This is a genomic window from Chloroflexota bacterium, assembly GCA_018829775.1.
Classification (GTDB): domain Bacteria; phylum Chloroflexota; class Dehalococcoidia; order Dehalococcoidales; family RBG-16-60-22; genus E44-bin89.
Window position 1 is genome coordinate 1 of sequence record JAHJTL010000006.1, and the last position, 21845, is coordinate 21845.

Annotated in this window: 23 protein-coding genes; 6 read left to right on the forward strand and 17 right to left on the reverse strand. The window is 53.4% G+C overall.

Going from position 1 to position 21845, the window contains the following annotated elements; translation table 11 throughout:
• Window positions 1-1002 (forward strand): DUF2088 domain-containing protein (locus KKD83_00550; protein ID MBU2534641.1); only part of this gene is annotated, 1002 nt, incomplete at its 5' end.
• 78 nt (window positions 1003-1080) lie between these two features.
• Here KKD83_00550 and KKD83_00555 read toward each other — a convergent pair.
• The 16 genes from KKD83_00555 to KKD83_00630 form a co-directional block, all read right to left on the reverse strand.
• Window positions 1081-2358, reverse strand: a complete 1278-nt coding sequence (locus KKD83_00555) for a DUF2088 domain-containing protein (protein MBU2534642.1) — start codon at window positions 2356-2358, stop codon at window positions 1081-1083.
• 98 nt (window positions 2359-2456) lie between these two features.
• The gene (locus tag KKD83_00560; protein ID MBU2534643.1) at window positions 2457-3656 is read right to left on the reverse strand and encodes a UxaA family hydrolase; all 1200 of its coding nucleotides are present in this window, start codon (window positions 3654-3656) and stop codon (window positions 2457-2459) included.
• Window positions 3656-3952 (reverse strand): UxaA family hydrolase, encoded by a 297-nt coding sequence (locus KKD83_00565; protein ID MBU2534644.1) that lies wholly within the window; start codon window positions 3950-3952, stop codon window positions 3656-3658. The genes KKD83_00560 and KKD83_00565 overlap by 1 nt, the downstream gene beginning before the upstream one ends.
• 55 nt (window positions 3953-4007) lie before the next feature.
• Window positions 4008-4943, reverse strand: coding sequence for a peptidyl-alpha-hydroxyglycine alpha-amidating lyase family protein (locus KKD83_00570; protein ID MBU2534645.1), 936 nt, complete (start codon window positions 4941-4943; stop codon window positions 4008-4010).
• A 119-nt stretch (window positions 4944-5062) separates the two neighbouring features.
• Entirely contained in the window at window positions 5063-6178 is a 1116-nt protein-coding gene (thrC, locus tag KKD83_00575) for a threonine synthase (GenBank protein MBU2534646.1), read from the reverse strand.
• Between the two features lie 12 nt (window positions 6179-6190).
• Window positions 6191-6571, reverse strand: a complete 381-nt coding sequence (locus KKD83_00580) for a Rid family detoxifying hydrolase (GenBank protein MBU2534647.1) — start codon at window positions 6569-6571, stop codon at window positions 6191-6193.
• Between the two features lie 223 nt (window positions 6572-6794).
• Complete coding sequence (locus tag KKD83_00585; GenBank protein ID MBU2534648.1) at window positions 6795-7649, reverse strand: DegV family protein; 855 nt, start codon at window positions 7647-7649, stop codon at window positions 6795-6797.
• A gap of 21 nt (window positions 7650-7670) precedes the next feature.
• Complete coding sequence (fabG, locus tag KKD83_00590; GenBank protein ID MBU2534649.1) at window positions 7671-8420, reverse strand: 3-oxoacyl-[acyl-carrier-protein] reductase; 750 nt, start codon at window positions 8418-8420, stop codon at window positions 7671-7673.
• Window positions 8421-8428: 8 nt separating this feature from the next.
• Complete coding sequence (gene fabF, locus KKD83_00595) at window positions 8429-9670, reverse strand: beta-ketoacyl-ACP synthase II (GenBank protein ID MBU2534650.1); 1242 nt, start codon at window positions 9668-9670, stop codon at window positions 8429-8431.
• Window positions 9670-10455, reverse strand: a complete 786-nt coding sequence (gene fabL, locus KKD83_00600; GenBank protein MBU2534651.1) for an enoyl-[acyl-carrier-protein] reductase FabL — start codon at window positions 10453-10455, stop codon at window positions 9670-9672. Before fabL ends, fabF begins: the two co-directional genes overlap by 1 nt.
• A gap of 8 nt (window positions 10456-10463) precedes the next feature.
• A complete protein-coding gene (locus KKD83_00605; protein MBU2534652.1) occupies window positions 10464-10706 on the reverse strand; it encodes an acyl carrier protein in 243 nt (80 codons plus the stop codon).
• 25 nt (window positions 10707-10731) lie between these two features.
• On the reverse strand, window positions 10732-11757 hold the full coding sequence (gene plsX, locus KKD83_00610; protein ID MBU2534653.1) for a phosphate acyltransferase PlsX: 1026 nt from the start codon (window positions 11755-11757) through the stop codon (window positions 10732-10734).
• A complete protein-coding gene (locus tag KKD83_00615; GenBank protein ID MBU2534654.1) occupies window positions 11741-12175 on the reverse strand; it encodes a MaoC family dehydratase in 435 nt (144 codons plus the stop codon). The genes plsX and KKD83_00615 overlap by 17 nt, the downstream gene beginning before the upstream one ends.
• 28 nt (window positions 12176-12203) lie before the next feature.
• A complete protein-coding gene (locus tag KKD83_00620; protein MBU2534655.1) occupies window positions 12204-12614 on the reverse strand; it encodes a MaoC family dehydratase N-terminal domain-containing protein in 411 nt (136 codons plus the stop codon).
• A 372-nt stretch (window positions 12615-12986) separates the two neighbouring features.
• Window positions 12987-13292, reverse strand: coding sequence for a zinc-ribbon domain containing protein (locus KKD83_00625; protein ID MBU2534656.1), 306 nt, complete (start codon window positions 13290-13292; stop codon window positions 12987-12989).
• 219 nt (window positions 13293-13511) lie between these two features.
• Window positions 13512-13673 (reverse strand): hypothetical protein, encoded by a 162-nt coding sequence (locus tag KKD83_00630; protein MBU2534657.1) that lies wholly within the window; start codon window positions 13671-13673, stop codon window positions 13512-13514.
• Window positions 13674-13921: 248 nt separating this feature from the next.
• On the opposite strand from KKD83_00630, the gene KKD83_00635 reads away from it, so the two are divergent.
• From KKD83_00635 to KKD83_00655, 5 genes are all read left to right on the forward strand, one after another.
• Window positions 13922-15262, forward strand: a complete 1341-nt coding sequence (locus KKD83_00635; GenBank protein ID MBU2534658.1) for an FAD-dependent oxidoreductase — start codon at window positions 13922-13924, stop codon at window positions 15260-15262.
• Between the two features lie 178 nt (window positions 15263-15440).
• Window positions 15441-16058: a hypothetical protein gene (locus tag KKD83_00640; GenBank protein MBU2534659.1), complete on the forward strand. Its 618-nt coding sequence runs from the start codon at window positions 15441-15443 to the stop codon at window positions 16056-16058.
• A gap of 66 nt (window positions 16059-16124) precedes the next feature.
• Window positions 16125-17717, forward strand: a complete 1593-nt coding sequence (locus tag KKD83_00645; GenBank protein ID MBU2534660.1) for a DUF885 domain-containing protein — start codon at window positions 16125-16127, stop codon at window positions 17715-17717.
• A 38-nt stretch (window positions 17718-17755) separates the two neighbouring features.
• A complete protein-coding gene (locus tag KKD83_00650; protein ID MBU2534661.1) occupies window positions 17756-19159 on the forward strand; it encodes a hypothetical protein in 1404 nt (467 codons plus the stop codon).
• On the forward strand, window positions 19156-19938 hold the full coding sequence (locus KKD83_00655) for a class I SAM-dependent methyltransferase (GenBank protein MBU2534662.1): 783 nt from the start codon (window positions 19156-19158) through the stop codon (window positions 19936-19938). The genes KKD83_00650 and KKD83_00655 overlap by 4 nt, the downstream gene beginning before the upstream one ends.
• A gap of 20 nt (window positions 19939-19958) precedes the next feature.
• Here KKD83_00655 and KKD83_00660 read toward each other — a convergent pair whose 3' ends face one another.
• Window positions 19959-21836 carry an aldehyde ferredoxin oxidoreductase family protein gene (locus KKD83_00660; protein ID MBU2534663.1) on the reverse strand — a complete coding sequence of 626 codons (1878 nt, stop codon included), beginning with the start codon at window positions 21834-21836 and terminating at the stop codon, window positions 19959-19961.
• Window positions 21837-21845 lie beyond the last annotated feature (9 nt).

Genomic DNA, 21845 nt, shown 5'->3' on the forward strand with positions numbered 1-21845 from the left:
CTGGAAGAACTGGCCGAGGCAGGAATCCCCGATGATAACATCCGCTTCATTGCCGCCATCGGTGCGCACGGCACGATGAACGGCATAGACTTCAGGAAGAAGCTGGGCGATGATGTCATGTCGCGGTTCCTGGTCTACAACCACAATCCCTATGAGAACTGTACGCCTCTCGGTGTGAGCAAGTACGGAACACCGATAGAGGTTAATAGCGAGTTCGTTGCCTGCGAGCTGAAAATAGGCATCGGCACTATCGTGCCGCACCCCTACGGCTTTGGCGGTGGCTGCAAGGTCATCCTGCCCGGGGTTGCCTCCATGCAGACCATTGCCTCCAACCACAACCGGCTGGTGTTCGACCCTTCAGTAGCCATTGGCAAGCTGCGGGAAAACGTAATCCTTGAGGACATCATTGAGGCCGCCAGGATGGCCCGACTTGATGTCAAGGTGGACGCCATCGTCAATCTGAAAAGGGAAGTCACCGCGCTGTTCGTCGGCGACCCGGTGGAGGAGCACCGGGAGGGGGTGAAGGTGGCCATGGAGCACTACGCCACCGATGTGGTCTGGAATGCCGATATCGTCGTGGCCAACTGCTTTTCCAAGGCGAACGAGATGCTGCTGGCTACGCCGGTGGTCTCCCCGCTGCTGGCTGAGGACGGCGGCGGCGACATGGTGCTGGTGGTGGTGACGCCGGAAGGCCAGATACATCATTACTTCGACCGCAGCTTTGGCAAGAACTATGGCGGGCTTGGGTGGGGTCCGCTGTGCCGCAAGAACGCGCTGCCGAGCAACACAAAGAAGCTGACCATTCTGGCACCGTATTCGGATAAAGTTGGCGCCGACTGGGTAGCGCCTTATGAGATGGTGAACTGGGCGAGGAGCTGGCCAGAGGTCATTCAGGACCTGGAGAAACGCTATGGCAATAAGGCCAAAGTGGCCGTGGTGCCGGATGCCACTATCCAGTACTTTCCGGAAGCGGTGCCGAAGTGTGATGTTTGTTCCGGTTAAATCGATTTAAGGAACAAAAAAGCAGGGTGTCGGTTGATGGTTTCGCCGGCACCCTGCCTTTATTTGAACTTTGATTGTTTAGTCGCCGGGAATGGTGGCACCGCTGGGCAGTCCGCTGTGCGGGAAGTACTGCAGTGTGCCGTCGGGGATGACCACCGCCTTTGCCTTGTTCCCGTTGCCATTTTTCAGCGCATTCAGGATCTCAGCCCAGCTATTGAGGATGGTAATCTTGTCAATCGGGCCGATCCAGTCGAGTCCGGCCTTGTCAATATAAGGGCCGAGGGCGAACATCCGCTTTACCCTGGGCGGCAGTTTCTTGTGGGCCCCATAGAGCTGGCCGCCGATAGTCTTACCGAAGCTGCGGGCAAGGTAATGACAGACCTGCCCCTCGGGGATATTGCCGATGACAACGAAGTCGCCGCCGGATTCCTTGAGCATCTTGCTCCCCAGGCCTGCCACTAAGGCGGCCTCGTTGGCTTTGGCATGGGCATTGGCCACAACGATATCGGCCTCGTTTGGCGCTTCGGTTGCATAGACTTGGCGCGCCATTTTCACGCCCTCACGCTGGGCTTTAACCAGGTCGCCGCAGAAAAGCCCGATGGTATCCCGCTTGATGTTCACCAGGGCATTGATGGAGAAATCAAGCCCCGCCATGCGCGCGATTTCTTCCATGTCCAGTCGCATGGTGTTGTCGTCCACCCTGCCCCAGGTATCCATCACTATGGTTCCGGTATCAGAAATGGTACACAGCCTGCCGTGATTGGCGGCAATGGATTCGGTGCTGGACACGCCGGGAAGTATCATCTTGCCTCCGCCGCCGAAACCGGCGGTGGGATGGGGTACGAGCGACCCGACGGATACCTTCAAATCGCAGGCCATGAACTCGCTGTTAACCGAAACCGGAATGCCGCGCGAGGTTTCTCCCAGGTAGGTGCAGTTCTCATAAGGATTGTGGTTGAAGACGAGGTACTTCTGGGGTATTTCCTCACCCAGCTTTTTCTGGAAGTCCATGAGCTTCATGGCACCGTGGAGTCCGAGGGCAGCGATAAACCGGATGTTCTCATCCTTGATGCCTCCCTCATGCAGCTCATCCAGAACGTGCGGGATAATCTGGTCGGCCTTGGTTGGTCGGGTGAGGTCGTCGAAGATAATGCACACCTCTTTTTTGCCTCGCGCCATTTCGGCAAGGCGCGGTGTGCCTATGGGTTTACGAAGCGCATCCCTTATCTGTCCACCAGACATTTTGGGGGCATTCTCCCCGGCCATTCTGGGGACAATCACCTCCCAGGAATCGGGAAAATCCAGTTCCAGCTCGGTGTCACCGTACCAGCAGAACTGCGGCACTTTGACAATCATGGTTGTACCTCCTTATCTATGTTCGTATCCCGTGTTATCAGCACATCTTCCAATAAAGGGCCTCGGTGTGTCAAGCGAAATACATCATCACGTTTGCTCTACAATATCGGACCAAGGGTATATAAGACGATTGGTTCGCGGTATCCCTTGCGCATCTCGCGCCTGGTCAGCTTGCCTGAGGCAACTGCGATGACCTCGTCGAAAAAGTGGTCGGCAACTTCGTCAACCGATTCCGTCCCTTCGATTATCGTATCAGCATAGATATCAAAGAAGTCCTTTTCCTGGCTGTCCCGCGGGGTGCTCTGCCGGCTGACCACGGAAATCTGGGGAATGATTGGTATTTCACCGCCCCAACCTGCGGTACAGCGGAAGCTGGAGGTGATGCCGCCGCCGGTGGAGTAAATGTGGATGAGTGCCCCGGACGCCATTTCGCCGCTTATCAATTCGCTGGTCTGAGCCGAGCCGTCCATGAAGTACAGTCCTTTGCCCCCTGGTTTCTCACCATGTTCCAGCGCGCCCTGCAGCGGGGTGGTCCCGGTCTTGGCCAGTGCCCCCAGTGATTTTTCTTCAATTGTGGTCAAGCCCCCGGCAATGTTCCCGCGGGTAGGCTGGGTTCCTCTGATATCCTCGCCGGTGGCTTCAATCATCGCCTCATGCCGGTCGACCATTTCACGGAACTTGCGGGCTACCTCTTCGTTCACTGCCCTTTTTGCCAGCAGATGGTCAGCGCCGATAACCTCGGTGGTTTCCGAGAAAATGGCGGTGCCTCCTTCAGCAACTAACCGGTCAAATACTTTGCCGGTGGCCAGGTTGCCGGCAAGGCCCGATACAGCACTGGAACCGCCGCATTTTACACCGATGGTGAGGTAGCTCAAGGGAAAGGGCTTCCGCTGCATCTCGGATGCCTCAGCAGCCATGCGGCGGGCGATAGTCAAACCCCGGTCAATGAAATCCTGAAAACCGTCGCTCTCCATCACGGTGAGGACCTCAACCGGCCTCTTTGATTTGGCAATCTCCTTACCAATGCTGGACGGGGAAGGGTTCTCGCAGCCGACACCGATAACAATGGCGGCGTAAACATTGGGATTGGTGCCTGCACCGGTAAAGAAGCGAAACGCCTTTTCGTTATCATCTTTAAGGCGGGCGCAGGGATGCGTGGTAATAACGGCCACGGTGCCCGGCACCGCATCGGCGATGGTAGCGGCCATTTCGTTGCTGCAGCGATTGGCTGAAATCACAGCTACGTGGTTGCGTATTCCCGCCGAACCGTCCGGTCTTTCATAACCCAGGAATTCCATTACTTAACCTCCTTGCCGCCGGGGAGGAGTGCACTTATGACATTGTGGGTGTGCACATGCTCTCCGTTGCTAATCTGCTGAGTGGCCAGGCCGATTACCTCTCCGTACTTCAGGACTTTATCGCCCTTTTTGATATCAACAACGGCCAGCTTATGCCCGAACGGCACTGCCTGCTTGGCGGTCATTTCCCCGACTGGCCCCGACTTTGAGACCAGACTGATGGTTTCCCCGGCATCGATATCATTCAGGGCGGTGGCGGTATTATCATCGGGATTAATCCTCATCGCTCTTTTCATCGCGTCAGGTCCTCCAGTGATTCCTTTTTATCTTTTTATCAGCATCAAGTAACTATTACGTTTTGCGGGCGAATTTCTGGATCGCCCTCGGCCCTTTGTCAATTTTGAAGCCGGTGTAGGCAACCTCACCAACGTAGATACTGCCCTGTGAATCAACGGCAATAGCGTGCGGGGCGATGAATAAAGCTTTCTCCCGTTCCGTTCCTTCTGCTGCCCACTCGGACAGCAGCTTACCGTCGATGGTGCATACTCTGACACGGTCTGCCAGGTCAGAGATATACACGGTATCCTCATCATCGATGAATAGGTCGGTAGGGCGGAGCTGGTCGGTCCACATGTCGAGCAGTTTGCCTTCGCTATCGAATATCTGGAAGCGGCTGTTTTCCCGGTCGGGAATCCAGACCCGCTCCTGCCTGTCCACCCAGATGTTGTGTGGGAGGCGGAACTGGCTCGGGCCAGTGCCCGGTCCACCCCATGAGAACAGGTATTTGCCGTCGCCGGTGAATTTATGAACCTGGGCATTCCCGTAGCCATCGGCAATATAGATATTTCCCGAGGGGCCAACGGCGACTCCGGTGGGTCGGTTGAAAGGCCCGCCGCCTCTGGTGATGGTCACCAGACTGGCAAAGAAGTCAAACTCATTAATGTAGCCCGTGTCCGACGGTTTGTCCTCGGTGCCCAGAGTCATAAGCAGCTTACCGTCTGAAGTGAATTTACGTACGGTGTGATTGAAATCATCGGTGCAGTAAATATTTCCTTCAGAATCAATACAGCTGCCGTGCGCCCGCTTGAAGATTCCTTCTCCCCAGGTGGACTGCACGTTTCCCTCGCGGTCGAATATCATCAGGGGATGCGCGCTGCGATTGAAAACATATACCCTGTCCTGCTTGTCGACAGTGATACCGCCAACATCAAGTATCGACCAATCTTTGGGATACTTCGCCCACCCATCAACCAGTTCATACGTGTATTTGCCAGAACCAAATGACATACAATAATCCTCCTTGTACCTAAAATATTTTGTAATTATCGTGTTTGCCGTCACGGACGGCTGGCATCACGAAAGTCCGCCGCATTATATACATTGAAGGTCATGGCCTGTCAAGGACGCTACATCAGTTTCAGCATTTTCTCGGTGGCCTTCAGACCGTGGCCGGTGAAAACGGAGACCACGACTTCACCCGGATTTGAATTGGGGAGGTACTTCTTGATGCCGGCGATGGTGGCCGCCGATGTGGGTTCGATGTAAGAGCCCTTTCGGCAGATTTCCAGAAGCGACCTCTTGATTTCTTCCTCACTCACCGCTAAGAATTCACCCCCGGTCTGCCTGACGGCATCGAATATCTGTCTGCCTCTTACCGGCCGGGCAATGGCGATACCCTCGGCCAGAGTTTCTTTCGTTTCTGCTGGCGGGACTTCTGCCAGGTTATCTTTGTAAGCGCGGTAAAGGGGGGCACAGTTTTCCGCCTGAACGCCTATGATTCGGGGCAGACGGTCGGTAATCCCTGCCCGTAGAAGTTCTTTAAAGCCGGTGTAGGCACCCAGCAGAAGCGTTCCGTTGCCAACGGGCAGGATAACGGTGTCAGGAGATTTCCAGCCAAGCTGCTCGCACACTTCAAAGGCAAAGGTTTTGGTGCCCTGGAAGAAAAACGGGTTCCAGGCGTGGCTGGCGTAGTACATCTTCTCTGCCGCCAGTAAGGCTGCCTGCGCCGTGTCCTCCCGGCTACCCGGTATCTGGTGCAGTACCGCTCCGTAAAGCTGTATCTGGGCGAGCTTTCCTGCGGAGGTATTTTGGGGCACGTAAATGTGGCATTTAACGCTGGCGCGTGCGCAGTAGGCGGCAATTGCGGCACCGGCATTCCCGGAGGAATCCTCAACCACTTCTTTTATGCCCAGTTCCTTCACCTTGCTGATAAGAACGGAGGCTCCTCTATCCTTGTAGGAGCCGGTGGGGAACAGCTGGTCCTGTTTGATGAGCACGGCTTTCCCGTCAATTACGACTTCTGTTAACGGTGTAAATCCCTCATCGAGAGAAATGATATTGTCGTCGTCCCCCAAAGGGATAGCCTCACGGTAGCGCCACATGGTTGGCTTTCTCCCTTTTATCTGGGTCAGGTCAAATACAGGCTGAAAGTCGATATCCAGAGTGCCGCCGCAGTCACATCGCCATCGCGGTTCCTTCAAAGGGTATGATGCCAGGCACTCGGTGCAGGTAAGCTGGTTCATAACAAGCCTCGATTATGCTTTAACGGCGGCAATGGCGTCGATTTCAACCTGGAAGCCAAAGTGTAAATTCGGTGCCGGCACCACAGTACGCGCCGGCCGGTGCTCGCCGAAAAACCGAGCATACACCGCGTTTAATCGCTCCCAGAGCGACATATCAGCGACGTAAACGGTTACCCTCAACACGTGATTCAAATCGCTGCCGGCGGCTTGCAATATCTCGGCCAGGTTTTTCAGTACCTGTTCCGTCTGCTCTTCAATCGGGCCGGTTTTTTTCTCTCCGGATTTTGGCTCAATCGGTAGCTGACCGCATACATATACAGTATCGCCGTGGACGATGGCCTGCGAGTAGTGTCCCGCCGGTCTGGGCGCATTTTCCGTAAATATCACCTTCACTTTCCATCTACCTCCTTCACCGCTATTGGTGCTATTCTGTATTAATGGTCATTCGCTGTCAATGCTCGGCAAAGTAGAAAAAGGCACAGAGATGTCTCTGTGCCTCCTCATTTGAAAACACGTTTAACTGACAGAAATATCATCGATGTGATGGCTCAGGCCATCTTCTACCGTCCTCATCTCTTATAAGGCAGAAAATAAAACTGCAGAACGCTGGCTGGTTCTATTCAGTATAGAAGGCGAACGCCACCACCGCGCCCGTCGCCGATGCCATGACCGGAGTGTAGGGCGTCAAATATACCTCTTTGCAGTCTATCTGCGAGGTAACCATTTCCTGGAGCGTTTCGCCATCAGCAATGCTATCGGTGTAGTGGAACATGGCATGTACCGGTTTCCCCGGTTCAATATGCTCCTTGGCAAGCTCGACGATTTTGGCTAGGGCTTTCTTCTTTCCCCTGGCCCGGCCCAGGTTCTCCACCAGCCCGGTGTTGCTGACCATGCCGATGAGCGGTTTCACCCCAAACACATCACCGAGCATCGCTATCTTCGGGGCACGACCGCTTTTAATGAGGTATTTCAGCGTGTCCATGGCGGTGACGAACTTCACCCGGGGAATCATATCATTGGTTATCTTAACAACTTCATCGAGGCTCTTACCCGCTTTGGCGGCACGAGCCGATTCCAGAACGATGAAACCGAGGGCACCGGTTGATGTCATGCTATCGATAATCTCAATGTTGATTTTGGGATTTTTCTCCTTTACCAGCTCTTTGCCCTTTGTGGCAGCCTCAAAGGTGGCGCTCAGCGCTTTGGAAACGAAGATACAGACGATGCCATCGGTGGACTTGCCCAGCTCTTCAAAGACGCTGGCGAAATCACCCGGGCTGGGAGCGGCTGTGGTGGATGCTCCGTTGGCGGCATAGAAGAGCTGCCAGAATTCCTCGTTGGTCAGGTCTGTGTCCCTGTAATGTTTGCCGCCAATGACCAGACCCACCGGCACGATGCGAATGTCATACTCCTTGACCAGCTCCGGGGGCAGACAGCTTGTGGTGTCAGTAACGATACCTACTTTGGACATGGCAAATCCTCCTTAGTGTATTTATATTACACCGCCATCAATGCAGATAACCTGCGCTGTAATGTAGCTCGCCCGCTCGCTGGCCAGAAAGGCAACGAGCTCGGCGATATCATCCGGTGTGCCGAAACGCTTTAACGGAATACGGGACAGGATGACATCTTTGGTCTCCTGAGGCAGTTTGTCGGTCATCTCGGTGGTAATAAAGCCGGGGGCAATGGCGTTTACCGTTATATTCCTCGAGCCTAGCTCGCGGGCAACGCTCTTGGTGAACGCGATAAGCCCTCCCTTGGCTGCCGAATAATTCGCCTGTCCCGTGTTCCCCACAATACCGGCGAGAGAAGCGATGTTTATGACCCTGCCCCAGAGCTGTTCCATCATGGAGCGCACGGCAAACTTGGTGCAGAGGTAAGCGCCGCGCAGATTGGTGTTTATCACCTCGTCCCACGTCTCATCAGCCATCCTGGGCAGGAGGTCGTCTTTGACTATGCCCGCATTGTTCACCAGGATATCCAGTTTCCCCCACCGGTCCACGATTTTACGAACCATCGTTCTGACTTCTTTTGCGTCGGCAACGTTTGCCTTGGCCAGCATTGCCTCCCCACCGCCCATTTTTATCTCCTTTGACAGGCTGGCTGCCGCCTCATCACTGGTCAGATAGTTGATGGCGACCCTTGAGCCCAGGCTGGCCAGCCTGAGGGCGATGGCCCTGCCCAGGCCTCTCGAAGCGCCGGTAACGAGTGCTACTTTCCCTTCCAGTTCTTTCGGTTCCATCTTTTCCTCTAGGGAAAACGCTTGATTATCACGCTGCAGTTCTGGCCGCCCATCCCGAACGAGTTGGACAGGCAGACATTGACAGTTTGTCGTCTTGCTTTATTGGGCACATAGTCAAGGTCACAGTCAGGGTCAGGCGTTTCATAATGGATTGTGGGCGGAATAATTCCCTCCCTGACCGTCATTACGGCGGCTACCGCCTCTGCCGCGCCGGCAGCGCAGGCGAGATGCCCTATCATCGATTTGTTGGAGCTGACCGGTATCTTATAAGCTCTATCACCGAAGACCATCTTGATTGCCCTGGTCTCGGCGGCGTCATTCAGTCTGGTACTGGTGCCGTGAGCATTGATGTGGTCGACCTCTTCCGGTGTGACACCGGCATCCTGCAGTACCATCCGCATGGCGATGGCCTGGGTCTCCGCATCAGGCGCGGTCTCATTGTAAGCGTCAAAAGACCAGCCGGCGCCAGCCAGTTCGGCCAGAATGGGAGCGCTGCGTTCCTGGGCGTGTTCCAGCGTCTCCAGTACCATTATTCCGGCACCCTCGCCAAAGACAAAGCCATCACGGTTGAGGTCAAAGGGGCGGCTGGCTTTGCCGGGGTCTTTCTCCCGGGACAGGGCTCCTACCCGGGCGGTGCTGGCAATGGCTATCGGGTTGACATTGGCCTCCGCGCCGCCGGCGATAAGAACGTTGGCGTGGCCCAGACGCAGGTGGTTCAAGGCAATGCCCAGCGCATCGCTGCCGCTGGCGCAGGCACTGTTCAGGCTGGTATTGGGCCCTTTGGCGCCAATCTCCAGTCCGACCTGAGCTGTGACCATGCTCGGCGCCGTTTTGGTAATACCCAGGGGGTCAATCCGCATCGGCCCCTTTTTCCTGAGGACTTCGCCCTCGTCGGCTATTATCGACATCATGCCGCTGGTGGCGATAATCACGCCGACCTTTTCCGGCTTCTCACGCGACATATCCAGCCGGGCCGATTCGATGGCCATGTTCGACGCCGCGATGGCGAACTGGATGCAGCGGGATGTCCGGTCGACGCGCTTGAGGGGCATATATTTTTCGGGGTCAAAGTTCTTGACCTCGGCCGCCACACTGACCGGGTAAGCGCTGGCATCAAACAGGGTAATCGGGCCAAATCCCGACCGGCCGTTGACCAGTCCCTGCCAGTACTCCTCCACAGTTAGACCCAATGGCGTAATGGCACCCAGCCCGGTGATGACGATTGTCGGTAAGGTTAACGTTCTCCCCATCATTTTTCCTCGGTTTTTGGATTAATCGGCGTTAGTGAGACGCCGCCGTCGATGACAATAATCTGCCCCCGTATCATATCCGCCCCTTCACTGCAGAGAAAGGCGACCACGTTGGCGATGTCTTCGGGCTGCACCATCCTGCCTGCGGGCGTGGTCTGCCACGCCGGTTGGGGCAGGTTCGGGTCGGCGGTGTACAGTTTCAAAGCCTCTGACTCTACGGCACCGGGGGCAACGCCGTTGACGCAGATTCCCCTGGGAGCCAGCTCCACAGCCAGATAGCGGGTCAGCGCCTCCAGAGCGGCCTTCGATACGCCAACCGCCGCATAGATGGGCAGCACGAGGCGTGAGCCGAGGCTGGAAATGCTCACCATCTTGCCGCCGCTTTTCATCAGCCTGGCGGCCCTCTGGGCACATAATAAAAAGGCACGCGCGTTGATATCCATGGTCCAGTCCCAGCCGCGGTCGTCCAGGTCAAGGGCCGACCGGGCCACACCAGAGGCGGCATTGTTGACCAGTATATCCAGTTTTCCAAACTGCGACTCTATCTCATCGAACATGCTCTCTATCTGCTCCGGCTCGCCGACATTGGCCTTGATGATGTGGGCTTTGACGCCTTTATCGCGCGCTTCCTGTGCGGTACTCTCGGCGGTGCTTTTCTTGCGGAAGAAATTGATGATGACGTCGGCACCTTCCGAGGCCAGTTTCAGCGTAATAACCCGCCCGATGCCCCGGGAACCGCCGGTAATCAACGCTACTTTACCTTTAAGAGGTTTCTCACTGCCCATGGCTATGCCTATTTCCCTTTTTCGCCCACCTTGCGCTCGACATAGGCGATGAAGTCTCCCATGTTCTTGATCTCTTGCAGCTCTTCGTCCTGGATCTCGATATCGTAGGTATCTTCCAGTGCCACCAGTATCTGCACGATATCGAGGGAGTCGGCGTCCAGCTCCTCAAATGTGGCCTCAGGTGAGAAAGCGGCGTCCGGCTTGCGCGTGACCCTGGTTACTATCTTTTTCAGCGTTTCTTCGACTGACATGTAAGACTCCTTTACCTCATTCAGTTTAAGAACTGGAAGATTGCTCGAAACCAACCTCTTTTAATCTTTGACGTGCCGCGGACAGCTCTGCCTTCAGTGTGCCGACCAGGTCCTGCTCCACGGCAAGCTTTGCCTGCTCGATGGTTTTGGCGATTTCCTCATGGCGACTGCGACCGTGGGAGACACAGGCCACGCCGTTGACCGCCCAGAGCGGCCCGCCACCACGGACGTCGGCGGCATTGGTGGCCCGCAGCAGGCCTTCGGTTATTTCTTTAACCTCTTTTTCCGCTAATTTGCCCTGTATGTTTTTCTCAAGCCAGCCGGCGATTATCTTGCCCAGGGATTCACAGAATTTGACCACAATATTCCCCACGAAGCCGTCGCAGATGATAACGTTGGCCTTTCCCGAAGGTATGTCATAGCCTTCAACATTGCCGATGAAGTTCAGCCCGCATTTCTGGAAGAGGGGGTAGCTTTCCTTGACCACTTCATTGCCTTTGCCTTCTTCCGTGCCAACGCTGAGCAGCGCCACGGTCGGGTTGGGGATATTCATCATTTTCTGGGCATAAACCGTGCCCATGATGGCGAAGTCAAGCAACTGGTATGGCTGGCAGTCCACATTGGTGCCCAGGTCCAGCATGAGGGTATCGGGCGCAAACCCGAGGAACGGGCCGCCCGCCACCGGCCGGGACATCTCTGCGATAGTGCCCAGGATATACAGGGCGGCGGCGACCACCCCGCCGGTAGGCCCGGCACTGACCACGGCATCGGCCTTGCCATCCCGAACCAGCTTGGTCGCCACGGCAACCGAGGCATCCCTCTTCTGTCGCAGTGCATAAGCAGGGGGTTCGCCTTCAACCAGGTACTCGCCGGCATGAACGATTTCTATCTCGGCACCGGACAGGTCGTGTTTGGCCAGCTCCTGATTCATCAGGTCAGAGGGGCCGACGAGGGCAATCTGCACGCCGTATTCCCTGGCGGCGATAACGGCACCTTTGACTATCTCTTCGGGGGCGTAATCGCCGCCCATGCCGTCAACCGCGATTCTCATTGTCTCCCACCTTTACCCTGGCATCGCCGGTAATCACCGGCTCATCATTTTGATTGCTACAGAGTACGTCGCAGTCAATCATTTGATAGCCTTCAGCTTTTTCTATCCGGCGTACCGTGCCACTGATGGTAATGACATCGCCGGGGCGAGCCGGCGCGCGAAACCGTACGTTGAGCCTGCCGCCGGAGAGCCAGTCGTGCCCGAAGGCATTGGTCATCATCTGAGAACTGTAGGCGAGAATGAGCATACCGTGGGCAACTGTCCCGCCCAGAGGCGTCTTGCGGGCGTAGTCAGCATCAATGTGAATGGGATTGAAATCGCCGCTCGCCTTTGCGTACCGGTCGATATTGTCCTGAACGATATTCTTTTTAATTGTCGGGAGGCTCGCGCCTTCTTTTAGTTCAACCGACGTTGACATAGCACTTCCTCATTTTCGCGCCATATCGCTACTGCACAGGTAATACAAAACTTGTTTTACCGGCCAGTACCGGTTTCTGCTCCTGGTTAACAACACTGATGTCGACGGTCATCAAATGCAGCTTGCCACGCTCCTGTACTCTGCTGACCTTAGCCTGGCTGGTCAAGGTATCCCGCGTATTAACAGCAGCAATGAATTCAAATTCCTGCGAAACATGTATCGTTCCGGGCGGCATTGAGATGGTATTAATCAGCGCCTTCAACGCCAGGGCCGCCAATGCCATCGGCGGGACAAGTCCAGTATTTCGATATATAACGTTGTCTTCCTCGACTGCCTTCAGGTAATCGGCCACTGTTGCCGTATCTACCTGAAATGCAGCGGAAGGGAACTCCTGACCAGCTTTCAAATCCTGATATTCTATTTTCTCGTGCTCTGCCATACCGTTTTAAATAAGATTTTCGGTGTTCTATATACCTTGAGTGTCGAGGTATTAGTTATTGATATTAATCACAATGGCCTTATTTGTCAAGATGCTCTGGAGCAGAAAAATACCCTGTTGACAACGATATTTCTCAGATTTTACAGATTCTACTACGGGGCGCAGCAGCTTTACCGTTAATGGAATTCTCAAATCGGGGCGGTAAACTGGGCACACGGACTTACAAAAGGATGGTCCTCCAGGTTCCAGCTTCTTTGTTGTATATAGCTGGGCGCAAGACGATTTAAAGGGAAATCCTGGGGGACATCGAATATCGGGCGGAGTTTTCCTTTGTGGCGAGTGCAGGTGAACCTATGAGCGGCAAATCAGTTGCTATCTGGTCATTTTGTTCTTGTTGTAGCACGCACTGCAATATACCGGTCTACCTTCGCGTGGTTCAAATGGCACCTCAGTTTCCTGACCACACTCGGCGCATACCGCAGGGAACATCCGGCGTGCTGGTCGGTCGTTGTAGCTGTCGCCTTGATAACGCTGTGTTCTCCTTGCTTCGCGGCATTTGGGACATCGTTTGGGCTCGTTAGTGTAGCCTTTGGTCTGGAAGAACTCTTGCTCCTCGGCGCTGAAGGTAAAGCTAGACCCGCAATCGGAGCATTCCATTGTCTTGTCTTCAAAACCCATTCAGTAATTTCTCCTCTTCCAAATAGTTGGCCTGAATTTTGGTCATCCAGTACTTGAGCTATCGAGCAATTTGATAATTGCTCTTTCTAAGTACGTTATAACCTAAACCAAAACCACTGTATATATCATACACTGGGATGATGCGTCTGGCAAATGCCTAACAGGGTTATCGGAAAGAAGGTAACAGGGCGACTAAATATTGTATTCGGCTGTGGGGAATCACCTGAGAGGCAGGTCATAAATACGCCATCGCTTGTAATACCGGCCGCCGAAAAGGTCTGTTATCTTAATTATCGGCCCATTATCTTCCAGAATTAGAGAGGCATCGCAGTCCTGGTAATGCCCGGGCAAGATGTAATAGGCGATTTTATCGGCAAGCACTACTGGTATTCCTAAATTTCTGTATTCTGGCTTTAACCCGGGGTCTCCCAGAGGAATTTCGCTTACTTTCAATCTAGGCAAAGACATAATTTATTGAGACTGTAGTAAGCTCAATTGTTCTTGTCAAAGAGTACGAACTACATAAAGTAGCTTTTGTTGACAAAGTGCGTTCTTAAATCTAGACTTACACTTGCTAATATATATACAACCGCAATTTTTACTAGTCTGAAGAGAGATGTTAACTTAAAGTGAGCCGTAAACAAACTTATGAACTTCAATGTGATGTGCTTGTCGTAGGCGCCGGTTTTGCCGGACTGGCAGCGGCTATCGAATCGATGAATTCCGGAGCAAAAGTGATTGTCCTGGGTCGCCGCAATCCTCTTGCCAGTAACTCGGCTCTCGGGGGCGGCACTTTCGCTTTTGTGGATACCCCCTTGCAAAGACAAAAGGGGATTCAGGACTCAGCAGAACTATTAGCCAAAGATATTCTCGAGGCTAACCGCCATACTATCCCTGAAGATATTGTTATCGCGGCAGCCCGGCAAGGCAGCCAGCTGTACGATTGGTTGGTAGAAATCGGTGCCGAGTTCTATGAAGTAATGCACTATCCGGGGCACAGCGTCCCTCGAGTACATTTAGAGAGAGGCTTGGATGGAGCTAATACCGTCAGATTACTTCTCAAAAGGGTTATGAGGGAAGGCGCCGATGTTAGACTTGGTATGATGGCAGAGCATCTAATCTTAAGCGAAAAAAATGAAGTAGAAGGCGTGCAGGCTTCTGACGGAGTGGAAAGGGGGATAATAAAAGCCAAGCGAGCTACGATTCTGGCGGCGGGGGGATTCGGGAAAAATAAGGGTATGATGGCCAAGTACCTGCCCAAATATGCTGAAATGCCGTGTGTCTCCGGTGCCGGAAGCACAGGCGATGGCATACGAATGGGAATGGAGATTGGAGCTGAGGTTCTTAATATGGATGCTGCAGAATTGTACTCGTTGGGTTCTGTCAAAAGGGGACTCCGAATACTGGGAATATCAGAAGCGATGGCAAAGGGAGCCATCCTGGTTAATAAGAATGGGCAGAGATTTACTGATGAGAGTAAAGGCTATGCACTGACCGCACCGCCTGTGATGCAGCAACCGGATGCGATAGCGCTCTTAATCCTGGATGAAAGAATTCTGACAAGCGTGGTGAAGTTACACGGGAATATCGATAAATATTTAGAAATGGGGCTGTTTTATTATGGTGAAAGGGCATTTGAACTTGCTAATAAGACCGGCGTTGACTTCGATAATCTCCAAACAGCGGTTAACAGATATTTTCCCTCCGGGAAGCTATATGGCACATGGGTCCGGACAATAGTAATACAGTCCATGGGTGGGCTTAAAGTCAATTCCAGAGCTCAGGTAATGCACCGCCGGGGGCATCCTATACCCCGTCTTTATGCCGCCGGTGATAGTACACCGAGCCTGGGCGGCGCGGCAACTTCAGGCAATCCGTGCCCCGGTTACCTTACCGGCACCGGCTATCTCTGGGCTCTCGCTTCAGGTCGGATAGCAGGCCAAAATGCAGCCGAAGTTACCAAACAATAGGCGAATTCAATAATCCCTTAAATTATCAAACTCCCGCTTTCTGAATGAGTAAACGATTTGGCTTTCTGTTAAGGTTAACTATAAGACTCCATATCCAGCGATGTCACGTTACTTTGCCGTTCGATTCCAAAATAGGTAGAATAGGGTGAACTCTCTAAAACAATTGAGACCAGAAACAATGGAAGGTGAAGCAAGCCGGTCAAGCTATCTGGCCCGAGTAATTTCTAAAATTACGAATCCCTGTATTCTCAGTGTACTGGTACTGTTGTTGATGGCCTTTACTGAGTCCACTAACGTGGGTGTACTAATTGGCTGGGCTGCGATAGTGTTTTTGTTCCTTGTTTTACTACCGCTCGTTTACGTTTACATTAGAACCTCCAAAAGCAGGGGTGGCACAAAACTGTTGTCTAACCCAACACTTTTTCTGAAGCAGCACCCACGAGATATTTTGATTTTGGGTCTTTTACTGGGCCTGCCCTGCTTGGTAATTCTGGTAGTTCTTGAAGCTCCACCGCTTCTGATTTCCACACTTGCGGCGTTGCTGGCAAGTTCGATTGTGACCGCTCTGTTCAACATATTCTACAGGGTAAGCTATCACCTGGCTGCGGTCACAGTCCTTATGCTCATGGCAGCACTAACCTGGGGGCAAATTTATTTTGTTCTTCTGGCTGTCATCCCTCTGGTCGGTTGGGCCAAGTACCGGATTCATGAGCACACTCCAGCCCAGCTTGCAATGGGCGTCGCCGTGTCAGTGGCGATAAGTGGGGCTATAATTAAAATTTACTCGATATTATGAGTATTTATCGTTAATGGCGTTAGTCACATTATGATGTGATTATGAACTGGATTATTGAGGTGGACGGTGGCAAATCCTTCACTGCTTGTAGCGGAAATCGGCAATGAAATGTTTGAATTTCTGGCGCGTACTTACCCCATTTCGTGTGCCAGTGACGAGTTTTTCTATTTCCCGCAATTCCGACTTCCGGAGCCACAATGGAACGTCTGGGACAAGTTCTCGACAGAATCCGTAGTTGAGTCTGCGCATCTTCTGTCCCTATGGGAACATAAACTCGATCATCTGACCTTGGGTCATCTGGATTTACAGGAGCAAATAGACATTCGCCTCCTTAAGAAGTATGCACGTACTTTGCAGGAACAGTTTCTGGAAGTCAGAAGCTGGGAATCCCAGCCCTCTTTTTACCTCACCCTGGCCGGTATCGGTCTGGCTGAAGCTATGGAATCGGAGGACCCGGCCGCCAGGCACGAGCGTGCCAGAACCCTCCCTCTGTTTCTTGACCAGGCCAGCCGTAACTTGACCAGAGTCCCTGTCCTGTTTCGCGATATCGGTCTGGAGATGGTGAAAGATACCAGAGATTATTTTGCCCTGCTTGGCAGAACGATACCTGAAATGCCATCCGCACTGGATGCCCTCGACCGATTTGAAGATAGCCTCAGATGTGTGGATACGCGTGAGGACTTTCAATTGCCACCGGATTCACTGGAGCGTGTAATCAATGTCCACATCGGCTCCGGCATGGATATACCTGCGATTCAAGAGGAATTAGATTTGGAAATTGAGGAAGTGCGGAAGGTTTTGGACCGGGAGGCCAGACAATATGAAGCGGTAACATTTGAAAATAAAAGCGCACGGCGTACATGGTTGGATGCATACAACAGTATCCCCGGGCCATCCACAGACAAAGACAGCGTAATCAGTATTTTCAGCAATGAAGTGAACAGGATAGCCGCACATTGCCTGCACCACGGTTTGGTGAAGCGGAGCCTTTTATCCTCCTGTCCGGTCAGTGTAGAGCCTATGCCAGACTTCCTCTCCGCCATCCGCGTTGGGGCAAGTTACAGCATTCCGCCCAAATATCCGCCAGAAGGCGGCAAATTTTATCTTTACACCAGGCATATTACAGGTAAACTGACTCCCGGGTCTCTTCGTGAATACAGGATGACGTGCGCCCACGAAACGTATCCCGGCCATCACCTGCTTGATGCCTCGCGCTGGAGTATGAATCGACCTCTGCGGCGGCCTATGGAGCAGCCGATATTTTATGAGGGCTGGGCCTGCTTTGCCGAAGAGCTTATGAGATTGACCGGATATTTTACCAGTGAGGCAGATGGACTCATTCTCGCCCGGCGGCGGTTCTCACACGCAATCAGGGCCAAAGTGGATATAGGTCTTCAGACGGGGACGATGGATTTGTCGATAGCCGCAGGCTATCTTGAGCAGGTCGGAATCAACAGGGAGAGGGCCAGGCTTATGGCACGGAAATATACCTTGAATCCCGGATATCAACTCTGTTACACGCTGGGTCTGCGACGATTCCTGGACCTTTTCTACCGTTACGGCCAAAGCGACCTGCCCGCCTTCGTGCACACGGTACTGGGTCAAGGAGAAATAAACTTCTCAGACCTTGAAAAGGTTCTCCGATTGCACGACAATTAGTGGTATATAATCCATCGCTGTCAAGTCGAGAAAGGTGAATGGAATTGGAAGAATTTCTGGGATATCATTCGGAATGGAACCTGGGCAGCCCGGGCGGGTGGGATTATCAACGGACCACACAGATTATAGGCAAAGCGGTCTGGCAGGTTCTCGTTCGGAAGCGCGCTATTGACGTTGATGTGGACTTCGACCATCCGCTGCTGAACCCTTTAGGTGGTTTCGTTGAAATGCTAACGGAGGCGCATCGTGCGCGGGAAGGCAGAAATTCCGGGTTTATCGCGGTTGTTGCCGAAGAGGAGACACTCAAGGACGTAGTAGAAAACAGAAATCTTGTAACTCATTTGAACGCCATCGATGGATTGTCGAGTGCGCTTATGGCGCCTCATGAACTCGAATTAAATGCTGGCCGCGTTTGCTGGCGGGGCCAACCGGTATCAATTGCCTTCGTGGACTTCAACACGAACATTTTGCTTGACCTGCACCGCAAGCATAATCTGGCCCCTCTGCTCCAGGCTGTTCGGGAGGGCAGAATAATCAATCCCAGGGGAACAGAGCCGATAAACGCTAAAAGCATGTTTGAACTCATCACTGAACCAGATAAAAGTCGCTTCTTTCAAAAGGAAACAGTATCGAGGACGCCATGGACGCGTCAATTCTATTCCCGACAGACTGCCGGCCCCCGTGGGGAATATATCAAAGACCTGGTTGAGTGGACTCGCGCCAACTGGGAAAATCTTGTGCTCAAGCCAGAGCGCGGCTACTCCGGCAAGGGGGTATCTGTAGGTGGTTTAAATGCTGATATAGACAGTATCTTGAACGGGGCGCTTGGAAAAGGCAGCTACGGTAACTATATCGTACAGGAGAAAGTTCCCCTGAATTTATGGGCCGAAATAATTCCCGAGCTTGATACCGAGAATCAAATTGTGCGCGAAGTTCAGCACCAGACCGATTTCCGGTGTTTATTTGGCCAGGCCGGACTGTTTGGATTTCTCTGCCGGTACGGTAGTGTGCCGACAAATGTTGGCAGCGGCGGAGGCGTTCAGCCTCTGGCCGTGCTCCGCTCTGATACTAGCGTCGGCGAGGCTACCAAAAGGGTCAACAACGCCATCCTGGACATGGACTACGGAGATGTACTGGAGGCCGTTGAACTCCAGCAGAAACTGGCCCTCGACCATCAATTCACCTACCTGCTCGGTCCAATCAAAATAGCCCTGCGCCCCCGGCTTATCACCCACAGACAGATGCAGTCGCTTGAGGCGTACTGCGCTGGTATCTGGGCTGACTGCATGACGCTGGAAGAAATGTGGATGTCTGGAGAATTAGGTTTAATTGAGAGCATCGATGCAGAGGAGCTTGAAATCATACGGTCGCAGCCGTGGAGAGGTTCACCGGCAATCTTCGCCTCAGACGGCCTGTTCAGCTTTGGGGCACACTTACCATGAACCAGAGAGTGGATGAAAACTGGTGGCAGCATATATTTGACGATATATACCTGTTGACTGACGCTAGGTCGGTCTGCGATGAGGAATTGACTCGGCAGGAAGTTGACTTCCTCGTGGGAAATCTTGACCTGGATAAAAGTGCCTCAATCCTTGACCTGTGCGGCGGACATGGCCGACATTCCCTGGAACTCTCCAGACGTGGTTTTAAAAACGTGACGGTGCTTGATTATTCCGGGCACCTTGTCGACCTCGGAGCAAGAAAGGCAGGAGAAGAAGGGCTAAATACCAGCTTCACAAAAGGCGATGCCAGAAACACAGGTCTTCCCGAGGGTAGCTTTCAGGTTATTATAGTAATGGCCAGCTCTTTTGGTTACTTTGAGGAAGAGAAGGAAAACAGAAAAATACTCGAGGAAGCATTCCGCCTGCTCGCGCCTCAAGGCATGCTCTTGCTGGACCTCCCCGACCGGGATTTCGTGTTGCAGAGCTTCAGGCCGGTTTCCGTTCACAACGTCGACGAAGACATTACGGTCAAACGTACTAGAGAGCTGGGAGATGACATCATTTACAGCCGTGAAGTGGTCTCGCACAAGCAAAGAGGCTGCCTGCGTGACATTACTTACTGTACCCGTCTCTACAGCCACGAGAATATCACGCAACTAATGCAGTCTACCGGCTTCTCGTCGGTTACCTGTTTCAATAACTTTATGAACCGTCAGGCCCTGGGAGACTTCGGCTGCATGACCAACCGTATGATTGCCATCGGCAAGAAGCCAGGATAGTACAACAGGCCTGCAATGGTTCAGGCACATTTCCTTGCCAGCTCCAGCAGTCCCAGCCTGGTCAGACAGGCCTCGGTGGGCTTGCCTGTCCTGGGGTCCCATTCCATGGCTTCTCTGTATTCCCTGGTTAAGGTATCAATGTCTACGGTTACCCCTTCCAAAGGACCGGCGCTCTGAGGTGGTATTCCAGCCATTCTATCCGGCAGCTGGACGTCTGCCGGTGTTATCCCCTCGCGGACGTTGAATAGCTGCCTGAGAGTCTGGATTCTGGCGCCTGTCTCCAGGGCTTCACTCACTGACATATCCCATCCGGTTACCCCATTGATAAGCTCCAATAACGGATAACAACCGGAGAATACCACGGGCATAAGACACAACCCGGCACTGGCACAGACCTGCCAGTAATTGGTGTTGGCAGCCGCGGCCGGTCCTTTACCCGTATACTGGTATTTCTCAAATCCGGAAACCTGAAGCTCTTTATACGGACCGGCGGCCGCGTTAACATCGCACCGGGTGTAAGGCGCGGCTGCGGTGTGCCGACCGGGCGTCGGGTCGGCAACGAATCCGGTGCCGCGTCCCGGGAAAAACGTGGCATTGTGCAATCCGGGCTCCTGCCCGCCAACGTGCATGGCAAACCTTTCCGCACCTTTACCTATTTTTTTCGCCGCCACCTTCACGCCGTCAGCGAGCACGTCACCGAAACCCTCGCGGCGTCCTATCTTTTCGGTCATGGCAACCATGGCTTCCGAGTTTCCCCAGGTTAACTCTATACCATCTGTGTCCGCCTTGGTGATAATGCCGTTCTCATAGCACTCCATGGCGAAAGCGATAACGGAACCCGCCGATATCGTATCCAGCCCGCTGCGATTGCACATATCGTTCAATTTAAATATTGAGTCGAGGTCATCGTTCAGGCACATGTTGCCGAAGGCAGCCACCGTCTCATATTCCGGTTTGTGCGTCTCGGTTACCGGATATCTCCCGGAAGGCACCGTGGTAATACCGCCGCAGCGAATGGGACAGCTGAAACAACCGTATTTTTTCGTTTCGTAGGCGATAACGTTATCACCGCCTATTTTCTCAACGGTGGGGAAGGACTCCGTGCCGGTGAGCCGCCAGTTTTTAATCGGACTGACACCAGAGCCAACAACGGCTACCGTGTTGCCGCAGGTACCGTATTTGATTAACGTTTGAATGAAGCCCACATCCTTCATCTTCCTGGTGAATTCTTGATTCAGCTTTTTTATGCTGGCGCTGTCCACCACGGCAACCTTGCCCTTTCCCCTCACCGCCACTGCTTTGAGCCGCTTGGAGCCCACAACTGCGCCGACGCCCGAGCGACCCGCGTACCGTCCTTTATCGTTGCAGACACCGCTGATTAGCGAGAGCTTCTCTGACGCAGGGCCAATACAGGCAACGCGAACTCTGGGGTCGCCGATCTCATTCGCCAGGGCTTCCTCTGTTTCAATGGCATCTTTTCCCCAGAGATGAGAAGCGTCCTTTATTTCAATGCCTGTGTTGGTAACCATCAGATATGATGGCCTGGGCGCTATCCCTGAGATGAAAAGCGCATCCCAGCCGGCAAACTTAAGCTCGGGCCCAAAGTAACCGCCCGAGTTGGCATCACCCCAACCACCGGTCAGTGGCGATTTGCATACCACCGCGTAGCGACCGCCGGTCGGTACCGGTGTGCCGGTCAGAGGGCCGGTGACAAATCCCAGCACATTTTCCGGTCCCAGAGGGTCGACCCGACCTTTCTGTTTCTCAAGCAATATGCGGGCACCCAGTCCATGTCCGCCGATAAAATCCCTGGCCAGTTTTTCGTCCAGTTCCTGTTCGCGGATTTCACCATTGGATAGATTGATGAAACCGATCTTTCCGACATAACCTCCAGACATTTGAACCTC

Excerpts from the sequence above, each read along its gene's own strand:
- KKD83_00615 (MBU2534654.1), bottom strand. The coding sequence starts at position 12,175 with ATGTCAACGTCGGTTGAACTAAAAGAAGGCGCGAGCCTCCCGACAATT.
- KKD83_00620 (MBU2534655.1), bottom strand. The coding sequence starts at position 12,614 with ATGGCAGAGCACGAGAAAATAGAATATCAGGATTTGAAAGCTGGTCAG.
- thrC (MBU2534646.1), bottom strand. The coding sequence starts at position 6,178 with ATGAACCAGCTTACCTGCACCGAGTGCCTGGCATCATACCCTTTGAAG.
- KKD83_00640 (MBU2534659.1), top strand. The coding sequence starts at position 15,441 with ATGGAAGGTGAAGCAAGCCGGTCAAGCTATCTGGCCCGAGTAATTTCT.
- KKD83_00650 (MBU2534661.1), top strand. The coding sequence starts at position 17,756 with ATGGAATTGGAAGAATTTCTGGGATATCATTCGGAATGGAACCTGGGC.
- KKD83_00605 (MBU2534652.1), bottom strand. The coding sequence starts at position 10,706 with ATGTCAGTCGAAGAAACGCTGAAAAAGATAGTAACCAGGGTCACGCGC.
- KKD83_00585 (MBU2534648.1), bottom strand. The coding sequence starts at position 7,649 with ATGTCCAAAGTAGGTATCGTTACTGACACCACAAGCTGTCTGCCCCCG.
- KKD83_00570 (MBU2534645.1), bottom strand. The coding sequence starts at position 4,943 with ATGTCATTTGGTTCTGGCAAATACACGTATGAACTGGTTGATGGGTGG.
- fabL (MBU2534651.1), bottom strand. The coding sequence starts at position 10,455 with ATGGGCAGTGAGAAACCTCTTAAAGGTAAAGTAGCGTTGATTACCGGC.
- KKD83_00625 (MBU2534656.1), bottom strand. The coding sequence starts at position 13,292 with ATGGGTTTTGAAGACAAGACAATGGAATGCTCCGATTGCGGGTCTAGC.
- KKD83_00560 (MBU2534643.1), bottom strand. The coding sequence starts at position 3,656 with ATGGAATTCCTGGGTTATGAAAGACCGGACGGTTCGGCGGGAATACGC.
- KKD83_00655 (MBU2534662.1), top strand. The coding sequence starts at position 19,156 with ATGAACCAGAGAGTGGATGAAAACTGGTGGCAGCATATATTTGACGAT.
- fabG (MBU2534649.1), bottom strand. The coding sequence starts at position 8,420 with ATGGAACCGAAAGAACTGGAAGGGAAAGTAGCACTCGTTACCGGCGCT.
- KKD83_00565 (MBU2534644.1), bottom strand. The coding sequence starts at position 3,952 with ATGAAAAGAGCGATGAGGATTAATCCCGATGATAATACCGCCACCGCC.
- plsX (MBU2534653.1), bottom strand. The coding sequence starts at position 11,757 with ATGAGAATCGCGGTTGACGGCATGGGCGGCGATTACGCCCCCGAAGAG.
- KKD83_00555 (MBU2534642.1), bottom strand. The coding sequence starts at position 2,358 with ATGATTGTCAAAGTGCCGCAGTTCTGCTGGTACGGTGACACCGAGCTG.
- KKD83_00660 (MBU2534663.1), bottom strand. The coding sequence starts at position 21,836 with ATGTCTGGAGGTTATGTCGGAAAGATCGGTTTCATCAATCTATCCAAT.
- fabF (MBU2534650.1), bottom strand. The coding sequence starts at position 9,670 with ATGGGGAGAACGTTAACCTTACCGACAATCGTCATCACCGGGCTGGGT.